The organism is Bradyrhizobium sp. (genome assembly GCF_049581145.1).
In the GTDB taxonomy this organism is placed as follows: domain Bacteria; phylum Pseudomonadota; class Alphaproteobacteria; order Rhizobiales; family Xanthobacteraceae; genus Bradyrhizobium.
Genome location: NZ_JBAURI010001076.1, coordinates 1 through 12,082, shown reverse-complemented (window position 1 = coordinate 12,082; position 12,082 = coordinate 1). Strand labels below are relative to the sequence as shown.

Here is a 12,082-nt window from a genome sequence, read left to right as displayed (position 1 = left end):
GTCATGGCCTGTGCCAGCACGCCGTCCGGCTGCGGCAGCGGCAGCACGCGCTTGTCGCCGTCAGGCAGCAGCGGCGCAAGGATCGAAGGCAGGAAGCCGGGAGAAGCCATCGTCTCCTGCCTGATCTCATCCGGTGCCGCGGTCGCCCCGGGGGCTATGACCCAGCCGTTCATGCCTGCCAAGTCGCCGGCCAGCACGACCACCGTGATGGTCACGATGCCGCGGAAAATCCAGCGCAGGATCGTCTCGTCCGGGTTGTCCGCACGCCAGGCGTCGAAACGTTGCCGCAGGGTCGGAGATGACGATAGCGATGCCATCGCGAACCGCTACTTGATGTGACGTGCCGACGACAGCGAGGTGACGTTCTCCTCGGTCGCGGCGGGCGGAAGCTGGTCGGTCGTTGCAGCGGCGGGAGGCTCCGCCGCCGGGACAGGCTCGGCCGCAGGCGTGGGCTCTGCGAGAGGCTCAGCCGCCCGCCTTGCTTCCTCGACTTCGCGGGCAATCTGCAAGGCTGCGACCAGTTCACCCACCGTCATGGTCGAGGCGCTGATGGCGGGCAGACCCTCGCGCCGGATCGCGGCATGCACCACGCACAGGATCAGGACCAGCACCGCCGGCATCAAATCGATCGAGATCGCGCCGGCCCAGCTCGGGATGAAATCGCCGGCATAGCGCAGCACCGCCTCTGCCGACGACAGCGTCTGGAATCGCGCGGGCTCGACCCGTGGCATCGCCAGGATCTTGTCCGCGGCGTCCGCCAGCGAGGCCGCCTGGGTCGCGATCGAACCCTCCACCTTGCCGACCACGGCGGTCTGGCGATCGGCAAGATCGGCGGTGCGGCCGCCGGCCGCCGGCGGAATGAAGCCGGAGGCCAGCGAGGTTGCAGCGCGCTTGACGGCGGGAGCCACCGAAGTCTGCTGCAGGTTGGCGATCACGCCCATCAGCGCCAGCGACTCGGTTGCAAAGGCGTCGCTGCGCGCGGCGATCGGGCCGCGGTCCGAGATCAGTTCGCGCATCTTGGCGAGGCTCTTGCCGCCCTGCTCATACAGCGTGGATACCCGCTTGGCGGAATCCTGCACCTGCTGGCCGAGGCTGTCGAGCTGGCCAGACATCTGGGTCAGGAGTTGCACCACGGTGCCGGATCCCGACGTGCCCGTGAGCGATCCGGTGCGTTCGGCATCGGCGAGCCGGGCGAACCGAGAGGAGGCGAGCTGGATATCGGGCAACAGGCCTTGCGCGGCGATGGCGTTGGTGTTGGCGGCATCGAGATCGCGCGTATAATCCTGCACGGTAATGGCGAGGTGCTGCTGGATCGCCGCGGCTCCCGCCAGCGCCGAGGCGTTGAGCCAGGACGACATCGCCACGATCATCAGCGCGCCGAGCAGCATGCAGCCGAACATCAGGCCGCGGCCGGTCGCGCTGACGACATGCGGCATGAAATGCATCAGGAACACCCAGAAGGCATAGATGCCGACCGACACCGCAACCGAATAGATCACGGCCGCGAAGAACACCGTCGTCGCGCTGCCGTTGAGCAGTTCGCGGACACCGAGATAGGTGTAGACGCCGGCGGCAAGCGCCAGGATCGCGGTGGTCAGCTTGAGCGTGGCTTCGAGCCGGCTGACGCCGTCCGCCAGCAGGACGGAAGTGGACATCCGCGCCGGCAGTGGCTGCGACGCAACAGTTGGAATTGAGGGCATGGCTCGTCCTGTTGCGGCGATCGAAGCCGCGCCGACCGTCACCCCCGTCGTCCGCGAAAACCATGCTGTTTTGCGGAGAAATTCCGACGAGATTATGTCGATGGCCCGCTCGATGCGCCGGCACGGTCAGGCCTTGCAAGGTCGGGGGAGAGCGCTTCACTCTAGGATGACGCCGGCACGGAGGAGCGGAGATGACTGACCAGATCAATAGAGTTGCGATCGTGACCGGCGCCTCGCGCGGTATCGGCGCCGCGGTCGCCGAACGGCTCGCCAGAGATGGCTTCACGGTCATCGTCAATTATGCCGGCGACACCAAATCCGCCGAGGCGCTGGTCAAGACGATCGAAGGCAGCGGCGGCCGCGCATTGGCGGTCAGGGCCGACGTCAGCGATGCCGGGGCCGTGAAAGCGATGTTCGACAAGGCGGAGGCTGCGTTCGGCGGCGTCGACGTGCTGATCAACAATGCCGGCATCATGAAGCTCGCGACGGTGGCCGACAGCGACGATGCGCTGTTCGACCAGCAGATAGCGATCAACCTGAAGGGCAGCTTCAACGGCATGCGCGAAGCCGCCAGGCGGCTGCGCGCTGGCGGCCGGATCGTCAATTTCTCCACCAGTGTCGTCGGCACCAGGCTGGAGACCTACAGTGTCTACGCCGCGACAAAGGCAGCGGTGGAAACCATGACCGCGATCCTGTCCAAGGAAATGCGAGGCCGCAACATCACGGTCAACGCGGTGGCGCCGGGACCGGTCGCGACAGAGCTGTTCCTGACCGGCAAGTCGCAGGAATTGATCGAGCGGCTCGCCAAGGCAAACCCGATGGAGCGGCTTGGCGCGCCCGACGACATCGCCGCCGTGGTGGCCTTTCTGGTCGGACCCGATGGCGCCTGGGTCAATGGCCAGGTGCTGCGCGCCAATGGCGGCCTGGTCTGAAGCCTCCGCGCCGATTGCATGGGAACGGAGATTGCGGCTTGTCGTCGTGACGCGTTTTCGTCCATGCCAGCCGGAAGCCGGTTGCTTGAAAGCGCGTTGCCCATCAGCCATTCAGCCATCGCAGCATCTCGGCGTTGATTTCGCGCGGATAGCAGTGGCTGAGGTCGTCGATCTCGCGGTAGGCCACGCGCGCGCCGGCTCGCGATAGCGCGGCCTGCGTATGCCGTGCCACCTCGACCGGGAACATCCAGTCGAGCGCGCCATGCACGAGAAAGATCGGCAAGTTCCGCAGCCGTTCGGCGTCGGCCATCTGCGCCATCAGCGGGTGGAATGTGGCGCAGACCGGCGCCAGATGCGTGAAGGGCGAACTGCTTTCGAGGCCTGTAACGTAGCAGAAGGTGCCGCCATCGCTCATGCCGGTCAGGAGCAGCCGCCTCGGATCGACGCTCCAGCGGCTTCGCACGGACTCGAGAATGCGATGAAGATTGGGCGTGTCGGCGTCCTCGCCCATCAGCGCCCAGGTCGGGCCGGTCGCGGTCGGCGCGATCAGGATGGCGCCAAAGCTGCGGGCGTCGCGCAGCCAGCTCCACAGGAAATTGCGGCCGTTGCCGCTGCCGCCATGCAGCGCCATCACCAGCGGCCAGTCGCGTTGCGGCGTGTAATATTCCGGCACGTAGAGCGCGAAGCCGCCGCGACTGCCGCCGTCGTCGTGATCGTGAATGATGCCGGTGGTCTCGGCCGCGGGCGCCGCCAGCCGCGCCGCGAGATCGGCATCGCCTTGCAGCGCGCCGTCGAGGAAGAACTGGCTCACCGGCGGAAGCTTTGCGGCGAGCGGATAGAGCGCTTCCAGCGCCCGCGGCGCGTGGCGCAGCGCGCGAAACGCCTCGAACATGTCGCCGTTGCCGCGTTGAACCGCATGCAGGCCGGCAAGCGCCGCAAGTGCTGCATCGCTCGCGCCCTCGAGCGACGTCTGCACCGCCGCGAATTCGGGCGGCCAGTCGCCGAGGCGGCTGCGGACCGCCCGCAGCGCCTGGTCCGGCGCGCCGACCTGCGCCATGACCGCAACGAATTCCGGCGGATGGAGATGACGTGCGACAAAGGCGAGGGCTTCGAGCGCTTGCAGGAGGGGCGGCAGCACGGCCACGATGTCGTCCACCACGGCTTCGCTCATCGCATCGTCCCGCTGTTGGATCCGTGCGCGATGAACCTCGTCGCGCCCGGCCTTGTTGTTGAACGATGAGCTCCGCGGACGCGGCTTCTCGCCTGTCGGCCAAGGAAAAGCCCTTGCCGGCAGCCGCGCCCGCGCGACGTTGCAGCCCGGATTTTCCTAATGCAGCCGCGGCGCCTTGAGCAGCTTGGTGCGGTCGGTCGAGGCCAGCACGACGTCGAAGGTGACGCCTTCATGGTGAACGGTGAGCGGCACGTCGACCCCGGCCGCGCCGAGCGACCAGAGCTTGCGATAAAAGCCGCTCTGGCTCGTGACCTTCTCGCCCTTCACGGCCAGGATGACGTCGCCAGATTTCAGTTCGGCGCGTGCCGCGGGCCCGTTGCTGGAGATGCCGATCACCACGACCTTGTCGTCGATCTCGGTCGAATACATCCCAAGCCAGGGCCGCGCAGGACTGTTGACCCGGCCGAAGCGGCGCAGATCGTCCAGCACGGGTTTGAGCAGATCGATCGGCACGATCATGTTGACATGTTCGGCCTTGCCGGCGCGCTCCCGTTCGAGCTGCAGCGAGCCAATCCCGATCAGCTCGCCGGTATTCGAGATCAAGCCGGTGCCGCCCCAATTGGGATGCGCGGGATAGGTGAAGATCGCCTCGTCCAGCAGATACTCCCAGTATCCAGCGAATTCCTGCTTGGCGGCGATATGGCTCGCCACCGAGCGCGTGCGTCCGCCGGCGCCGCCGAGCACCACACGGTCGCCGACCTCGGTCGCGGCCGAGGCGCCGAGCGGCAAGGGATCGATGTCCAGTTGGCCGAGCGCCTGCACCAGGCCGAAGCCGGAGACGGAATCGAAGCCGAGCACGTGGCCTTCCATGGTGCGGCCGTCACCGAGATGCAGCCAGACCGTTTCGGCTTCCGTGATCAGATAGCCGATGGTCAGCACCAGCCCGTTGTCGATCACGACCCCATTGCCGGCGCGCTCGGTGCCGAGCGTGTCCGCAGTGAAGGCGTCGGTCGGGACCAGGGAATGCAGGCCGACCACCGAGGACAGCGCGCGGTCGAGATCAAAAGTGTAGTCGCCGGGGCGAGGCTGAAACCCAGGCGGCACTCTCCACTCGGTCAAAGAGGGCATCGCGGCTCTCCTGTTTGATCGGCGCAGCCCGGCGCGGACGGATGGCCGGCTTCCGGCAACGAAATTGCGCGGCGGCCGAAGCGGCATTGGCTGCTCAATCTACCATCTTTGTCCGGCGACGCACCAGCTCTCTTGCCCGGCTGGGGCAAAAGATGAAGGCGGCGCCCGGATCGACTCCGCGACCAGGCGCTTCGCCCTGCGCACGTCGCGCGCCGTCTCGCCACCCTCGATCGCCGCATGCAGTCTGCCTGCGTCGTGCCCCGTCGCCTGATTTCCGCTAGCCGCGGCCTCGCGCATGACGCACCCTTTGCGTAGAGGACCAACGACCAATGGCCTGCATGAAACGCGTCACGAGCAACGCGCTTTTTACAGGTCGTGCTGCGGCCACCGCCTGCCACAGGCCGGTAATTACCATCTCTCTCAAGGCCGGAACGGGCTGACGAATTCGCGCCAGGAAGGTGCTCACTGATCAACGTCCGCGGTAGCGTAATCCGTCAACCAGCAGGGAAACCATGCGCCGTGCGTGGTCGGGCCCCGATCCCTGATTGTAGGCGTGCATGCACAAGCTCGCGGCCGCGCCCAAGAGATCCTTGGCAGCGACATCGGTGCGGACCACGCCGGCAGCCCCCGCGGATTCGAGAAGTGTCCGAAGTGCAGGTTCCAGTCGCTTTCGGAAGTAGGCGGGCAAGGTATCATAGGCTGGGCTTCCCGAGTGCAGAGCGGTGGCGAGCCCGCGCTTGGCTGCGATGAAGTCCACGTAACGCTGCATCCATCGCGCCAGCGCCTCGCCGGGCTCGTGCTCCGCAGCCAAAACCGGCGCCGCGTCCGCGCAGGCATCAATTTCACGCCGGAAGACGGCCGCGATCAGGTCAGCGCGCTGCGGAAAATGGCGGTAAAGGGTTGCGATGCCGACTCCGGCCTTCTCGGCGATCTCGCGCACCGGCGCGTCCACGCCGGAGCTTGCGAACACCGACTTGGCCGCATGCAACAAGGCGTCGAGGTTGCGCTGGGTGTCGGCGCGCACGCGCCGATTCAGACCCCGTGGCGGCACCAAGGCATCGCGTTCGTCCTCCGATGCTTCGGTCACGATATCTCCACGTGAATCACGACTTGAAAAACGGATCATTGATCCGTATTAATCCGGAACCATGATCCGTTTGAGTTTTTAGCGGAGATAGGCGGCCTGTTCAACAAATCGCGAGATCCCGGAGGTTGCCTGTGCCGGACAAGCCCATCGTCCTGGACGCCGGGGCCGGTCAGTCGAATGTCGCCGGCTGGCCGGCGCATGCCAGGCGACATGAGACGCCGGTCGACCGACCGACCAACTGCCCCTGTCGGCCGCCTGCACGAACTTTCTGAGGATGGGCGCGCGGCGGAGCGGCTGCGCTTCCGAAACTGCGCTACATGAGCCCGCGGCGCCCGCCGCGGTCGAGAATCGATCAACCCAGCGAGTGCGGAGCCGCCAGCATGAACGTACCGATCGCAATCGCCCGGGCGGCCGCCGAAGAGGCACGGCCCGAACCACCGGCGAACATTCGTGGGCTGTTGGCCGGACTGATCATGGTGCTGACGCTGGCCGCCCTCGACCAGAACATCGTCGTCACCGCGCTGCCGCGCATCGTCAGCGATCTCGGGGCAATCTCGCATCTGACCTGGGTGGTGACGTCCTATATCGTCACCGCCACGATGGCGACGCCGCTCTACGGCAAGCTCAGCGACCAGTACGGCCGCAAGCCGCTGCTCTACGCGGCGATCGGCATCTTTCTCGCAGGCTCGGTGCTGGCCGGGCTGTCGCAGACCATGACCGAGCTGATCGTGTGCCGGGCCGTGCAGGGCGTCGGCGCCGGAGGGCTGTTGCCGCTGGCGCAGATCACCATCGGCGACGTGATCAGCCCGCGTGAGCGCGGCCGCTATCAGGGCGTCTTCGTCGCGGTGTTCGCCGTCTGCTCGATCGCCGGCCCGCTGTTGGGCGGCGTCATCACCGATCTTCTGTCCTGGCACTGGATCTTCTATCTGAACCTGCCGGTCGGCGTCGTCGCGGTCGGATTCATCGCGGTCGGTGTGCCGCGGTCGCCGCGGGCGGTCGTCCATCGCATCGATTATGCGGGGGCGGTGTTGATCGCCCTCGGCACCACCGGGCTCATGTTCGTGCTGAGCCTCGGCGGCGTCACCTACGCCTGGTCCTCGCCGGAGATCATCGGGGCTGCGGCCGCAACGCTCGCGGTCACCGTGTTGCTGGTGCTCCAGGAGCGCCGCGCATCCGAGCCGATCCTGCCGCTGCACTTGTTCGGCAACACGACCGTCGCTGTGGCGTGGGGCGTGCAGGCGCTCACCTTCACCGGCGTCAGCGCGGCAACCGTGTTCTTTCCGCTGTTCTTCCAGTTGGTGCTCGGCTTCGCCCCGGCGATTTCCGGCCTGCTGACCGGGCCGCTGATGCTGGGCGTGGTCATCTCCTCGGTGGTCGGGGGCCGGCTGATCGCCCGCACCGGCCGCTACAAGCGCCTGCCGGTGCTCGGCCTTGCTGGCGCCACCCTTGCGTTCGTGCTGCTGGGCTGGGGCGCCGCCACCGGGCGCGGCATTCCGTTCATGGAGCCGCTGCTGGTCGTTCTCGGCCTCGGCATCGGCATGGTCATGCCGACCATGACGGTTGCCATGCAGAACGCCGCCGGCGCCAGCGAGATCGGCGCCGCGACCGCTACCGCCGCGTTCTTCCGTTCGCTCGGCGGCGTGCTCGGGGTCGCCCTGTCGGGCGGCATCATGGCGATGCGCCTGCAGGCGGCGAGCGGACCCATGACCCAGATCGACCCCAATACGCTGATGAAGGCCGGCCTCCAGCAGATCTCGAGGCTCCCGCCTGCGCTCGCCGCGACGGTGATTGGCTTCTACCGCGACGCCATCGCCGCGACCTTCCTGGTCGGCGGCGCGATCCTCGCCCTCGGTTTCCTGCTCGTCCTGTTCATGCCCGAGCTGCCGCTGCGGACCGGCCGGAACACGTGAGCGGGGTGTTCGGAAACGACGGCCGACGCCGCCGTCCGGCCGCCGGGCTCTCGACGGAGCCGCGGATTCGAGTCTGGCGGCTCATCAAGGTATTGGTCACGCTCGCTGCAGCGGTGATCGTCCGTCGGCCCGGTTGCGACTTGGGCTCCGCTTCCACAGCTGCTGCGACAAACGCTTACGGTGACCGTCTCGGCGGAGCTGAGGTCAGGCTTGAATCGCCTGCTCGATACCAATGTGCTCGGAGATGCGGTGACGCAGGGGCCGTGGCTGGATTTTTCGTCTTGAATGGCGCTCAGCTCTAAGCGGACAGCTCTAATTGCGGCGGTGCAGGTGCGGCAAAATCGGTTGCCGTGGATGAGTTCCAGCACACCCGGCACACTTGTATTGTTGTCGCGTGTGTTGTTGTCTGTGACGCACCTCATAAGACTGTCGTGCCAATCGAAAAAGCTCAACAACTTCGGCGGCGCTGCACTTCATAAGTGCGTCACGTGCACCTCATAAAATTGTATTTCGGGGGTGTTTGCACCTCATAAGATTGTCTTTTGAATCATGAAAATCGACCGCAGAAATGCGGCCCGTTTAAAAAGCCCGTGGTGCGTTAGAAATTCGTCGACGACGAAATTCCCGAACTCGCGGACGGCCTCCCCACGAGCTTCCTGGGCCCGTTAAGCGCCATCGGCGCGAATGGCAGATGCAAAGGTGGACGATGGACGCCTCCTACTTTAGCGACACCGCCGAAATAGCGGCTGCTTAGCCAAAACATGGCTCTGCGGCCTGGGGGCGGCGCGATCTGGGCGGCCTCCGAGCCAAAAAGCGCGACGTGCACCGACCGTGAGAGTGCATGCCGAGGTCGCGCGGGCGTCAGCGCGCGAATTCCTCGAGCAGCGTCCAGCAGTACGCGTCGAGGGTGACGTAGTCGTGCAGCATCTGCTTGTGGAACAGGATGGTCGGCGCGCCGTCGAGCACCGAGTGGGTCATCCACGGACGGAACTGGCCGAGCGCCCGCTGCTCGCCGCGAAGGCGGTCGTATTCCGCCTGGTCGCCGGCCAGCGCGGCGGCGACCGCTGCAGCGTCGAGGGTCCTATATTGCTCCGCCGAGGTCTCGTCGATCACGAAGGGCGGGATGTAGAGCGGGATCCGGTGAGCGAACCCGTCGCGAAAGTCGATCAGGTTGCCCAGCCATTCCTTGTTGTCGTCGAGGAACGTCCTGAATTTGGCTGAAATACCCCACAGGCCCTACGCCTCCACGTCCTCGACCTCGCCGCGGGGGCCGACCAAACCGATCCGGATGCCGGCGGCCGCGCAGCGGGGCGCCAGCTTGCGGCCCACCCGTAGCGTGACTTCGGTGCGCGGCATTACCGCAACCAGCCTGCTGCCCGGTGGCTTCATCATCAGGCGCCCTACGATCTCGCACAGGCCCTTGTCCAGCCTGGAGAGCCGGCCGGGGTGCCGGGTCTCGACCGCGCCGCCCTTGCACTCCGCCTCGATGGTCACCCCGTCCGCTTCGGCGGTGACGTCACTTACCCTGGAGCGCGGATGGATGATGATCCGCCGCCTCTCTGCATCGTCGAAAGTGCCGGCGAACGGCATGCGTGCGGACGCGATCCGACGGAAACCGCGCTTCTCGAGCCAGGCGGGAAAATCGACCTGGCGCGCGTGCTGCCCGTCCGGATGGATGCGGACCTCGCGGACCGGCCGGGTCCGGAGCAGGTGCATGGCGTAGGCCAGCATCACCGCGCCCTCGTAGAAGTGCCGGTCCGGCTGGTCCGCCGGCGCTCCGGCCGTCGCCGGGCGTTCCACGATCAGGTCGTCGAAATCCATCCCGCCCCCTGCCGTCGAAGCCGCAATCTCCGGGCGATCATAGCCGGGTTATCGCCCGGCTTCGACTCGGCTATCCTCGCTGTGTCTCGGACAATCCTCGCGATGGCTGCCGAACCGAAGCCGAAAGCGGTCAGGAAGAAGGCGCGCCGGCGCAAGCCGCCGGAGGAGATCGTCGACTACATCGTCGAGATCGAAGATTGGGATTTCGGCTACTGGCTGGCGCTCAATACGTTGCGGGATGCGCTCGATCCCTACCACGAGCACCGCCACGTCGAGCTCAAGGGGCGGATGCTCTGGCCGAAGGGGCTGAAGACCGATCGGGTGGAGATCTCGATGTTTCCTTCGGTCAGTCTGCTGGAGGAGCGGCGGAGGGACCTCAAGCCGATCGCCATCGGAGCTATCGAGGCCTACCCGGAAAGGCTGGGCGCGAGCGTCGGCATCCCGCAGGACGCGCTGGCGCCGATTCTGCAGATGCTTATCGCGGAAAGGTTCAAGTTCGTCGTGCTGCGGGGATCGAAATTCCTTTACCGCAGCGCCCGCTTGGTCAGCTTCAGCCTTCGGGCACAGCTCGGCGAGGATGACCTTCCGTCCGAAGACTAAGTCGACTAAGGCGCCGCCAAATCCTGTCATTCCCCGGCGCTTCCGCGCGCTAGTCATATCAACTCTGTGGCACGCAAGAACCCGAAGGCGGCTGGGAAGCCGCCTTCGGGCATCTTTCGAGACAATGCGCTCGGGATTATTTGTAGTGGGCGATCACATCGAACCCCATCGAGCCGCCTTCGGCGCCGAGGCAGACGCCGCCGCCGACCTTGACGCCGAACACGTTCGGCGGATCGACCCAGTGGCCGGCACCCTTGGCGTAGGCCGTGTAGGTGATCTCCGTCGCGCTCTTCCAGCTGAAGTTGCCGACGGAGTGGCCGTTGTTCGCGGCAGTGACGCGCACCTCGATGCCATCCATCACGCCGTGGTAGGAGCGATCCAGGCGTTCGGGATGCGGGACCTCGGTGGTGAAGGTCTCGCTGTGATCGTGGCAGCCATCGGCGCGCACGTAGTGGCTGGCGATCTTGACCTCCGCCGGGAGCTCCTCGCCGGCGTGGCCAGAGACCACACCACCCAGGAGCGACGCCGCGGCGACCAACAACGCCAGAGCCGCCAAAACGAATCTTTTCGACATGGTCGAACCTCCAATTCTCCAATCTTCCGGTCAGACGGCACCATGCCGCCGACGGAAGACCCGTGTCGGCGAGATCCAAACTTGACGAGGTACGTTTCCCGAATCCGTCCCAACACATTGATTTCACGTGAGAAACATAAAATTCCTCACTCTTCTGCTTCCGTTTTCCGTTCCCAGCGACACATATGAGAACGAAGGAGGCGACGATGCCCACCAAGCTCGAAACGGCGTTCCGGAAGTTCTCCTGGGAGACTTCCCGCAGGGCCTCGCTCAGCGGTCTCATCACCGAGCCACTGCTCGAGCACGCCCTTCAACTCCACATCGCCGGTCGCTACGAGGAGGCCCTAGCCGAGCTTGCGCAAATCCCCGAGGAGACGCGTCCCTCGGCGGCATGGCGCATCTTGGGGCACGCCGAACACGGGCGCGGAAACCACGAGGCCGCCATCGTTGCCCACATAAAATCCCGCGCGATGAACGAGGCTCGCGGTGACCCGTCGTCGGCAAGCGACGACGAAGTCAACCTGGCCGCGGTGCTGATCTCGATGCGAAGGTACGAAGACGCTTGGGAAGCGACCGAGAGAGCTCGAACGCTCGCTCCCCGCAATCCCGCGTCCTGGCTGCCGCGTATCTCGATTTTGAATCGACAGGAGCGGGCCGCGGAACTCGAACGAGAATTGCGGACGCTCCTTCGTGAAATGCCCGAATTCGCAGACAGCTCGAGGTTCCGCGATCACCTCGAGAACGACACCGACTTCATCGGCGTCGCCGACCTGATCGCCAACATTAGGAGAGAACCATGCGTTTCCTGAACGTCTTCGGAATCGGACTGGCCAGCGGAATCGTCTGGATGATCGGCCTCGGCATCACCCTCGCGCATGCAGGGACGGGCGTCGTCTATTGATGGCCGGACAGCTTCGTCCCGGCAGAGGAGCAGATCATGGATTCGGGAGTCCAGGACGAACGCCGTCTCCGGGAGCTTCTCGACCTTCCGGTCGGGAAAAGGTCCGAGTCGAAGGATGAGTTCGTCGACACAGCGTGGCGACTGCTTTTGCCGTTCATCCCGTACGTCGAGCGTCTCGCGCGCCCGTACGTCCGCGACCACGAGGTCGAGGACGTAAGCCGCGACGTGTTGATCGGCGCCATCGTCCGCCTCACGGAT

At 65.8% G+C, this 12,082-nt stretch carries 12 protein-coding genes and 1 pseudogene; 5 read left to right on the top strand and 8 right to left on the bottom strand.

Features of this window, described 5'->3' with window-relative positions; genetic code table 11:
* Nucleotides 1–317, bottom strand: a pseudogene (locus tag WCB02_RS34815) (hypothetical protein); the annotation flags it as partial.
* 9 nt (nt 318–326) lie between these two features.
* Nucleotides 327–1,700 (bottom strand): hypothetical protein, encoded by a 1,374-nt coding sequence (locus WCB02_RS34810; RefSeq protein WP_423965796.1) that lies wholly within the window; start codon nt 1,698–1,700, stop codon nt 327–329.
* Nucleotides 1,701–1,891: 191 nt separating this feature from the next.
* Here WCB02_RS34810 and WCB02_RS34805 point away from each other — a divergent pair, with 191 nt between their 5' ends.
* Nucleotides 1,892–2,632: an SDR family oxidoreductase gene (locus WCB02_RS34805; RefSeq protein ID WP_423965793.1), complete on the top strand. Its 741-nt coding sequence runs from the start codon at nt 1,892–1,894 to the stop codon at nt 2,630–2,632.
* Between the two features lie 103 nt (nt 2,633–2,735).
* Here WCB02_RS34805 and WCB02_RS34800 read toward each other — a convergent pair whose 3' ends face one another.
* From WCB02_RS34800 to WCB02_RS34790, 3 genes are all read right to left on the bottom strand, one after another.
* Nucleotides 2,736–3,803, bottom strand: coding sequence for a phospholipase (locus WCB02_RS34800; RefSeq protein ID WP_423965790.1), 1,068 nt, complete (start codon nt 3,801–3,803; stop codon nt 2,736–2,738).
* Between the two features lie 156 nt (nt 3,804–3,959).
* A complete protein-coding gene (locus WCB02_RS34795; protein ID WP_423965788.1) occupies nt 3,960–4,931 on the bottom strand; it encodes a S1C family serine protease in 972 nt (323 codons plus the stop codon).
* A gap of 469 nt (nt 4,932–5,400) precedes the next feature.
* On the bottom strand, nt 5,401–6,057 hold the full coding sequence (locus tag WCB02_RS34790; RefSeq protein WP_423965786.1) for a TetR/AcrR family transcriptional regulator: 657 nt from the start codon (nt 6,055–6,057) through the stop codon (nt 5,401–5,403).
* A gap of 341 nt (nt 6,058–6,398) precedes the next feature.
* Between WCB02_RS34790 and WCB02_RS34785 the strand changes: the two genes are divergently transcribed.
* Complete coding sequence (locus WCB02_RS34785) at nt 6,399–7,928, top strand: MDR family MFS transporter (protein WP_423965783.1); 1,530 nt, start codon at nt 6,399–6,401, stop codon at nt 7,926–7,928.
* A gap of 861 nt (nt 7,929–8,789) precedes the next feature.
* Here WCB02_RS34785 and WCB02_RS34780 read toward each other — a convergent pair.
* Nucleotides 8,790–9,041, bottom strand: a complete 252-nt coding sequence (locus WCB02_RS34780) for a hypothetical protein (protein ID WP_423965780.1) — start codon at nt 9,039–9,041, stop codon at nt 8,790–8,792.
* A 123-nt stretch (nt 9,042–9,164) separates the two neighbouring features.
* Nucleotides 9,165–9,749 (bottom strand): hypothetical protein, encoded by a 585-nt coding sequence (locus WCB02_RS34775; protein WP_423965777.1) that lies wholly within the window; start codon nt 9,747–9,749, stop codon nt 9,165–9,167.
* A gap of 102 nt (nt 9,750–9,851) precedes the next feature.
* Here WCB02_RS34775 and WCB02_RS34770 point away from each other — a divergent pair, with 102 nt between their 5' ends.
* Nucleotides 9,852–10,349: a hypothetical protein gene (locus WCB02_RS34770; protein ID WP_423965775.1), complete on the top strand. Its 498-nt coding sequence runs from the start codon at nt 9,852–9,854 to the stop codon at nt 10,347–10,349.
* Nucleotides 10,350–10,485: 136 nt separating this feature from the next.
* Here the strand turns inward: WCB02_RS34770 and WCB02_RS34765 are convergent, their stop codons facing one another.
* Complete coding sequence (locus WCB02_RS34765; RefSeq protein ID WP_423965773.1) at nt 10,486–10,923, bottom strand: hypothetical protein; 438 nt, start codon at nt 10,921–10,923, stop codon at nt 10,486–10,488.
* A gap of 206 nt (nt 10,924–11,129) precedes the next feature.
* Here WCB02_RS34765 and WCB02_RS34760 point away from each other — a divergent pair, with 206 nt between their 5' ends.
* A complete protein-coding gene (locus WCB02_RS34760; RefSeq protein WP_423965771.1) occupies nt 11,130–11,732 on the top strand; it encodes a hypothetical protein in 603 nt (200 codons plus the stop codon).
* Between the two features lie 128 nt (nt 11,733–11,860).
* Nucleotides 11,861–12,082, top strand: a 222-nt coding sequence (locus WCB02_RS34755) for a hypothetical protein (RefSeq protein WP_423965769.1), incomplete at its 3' end; no start/stop codon positions are given.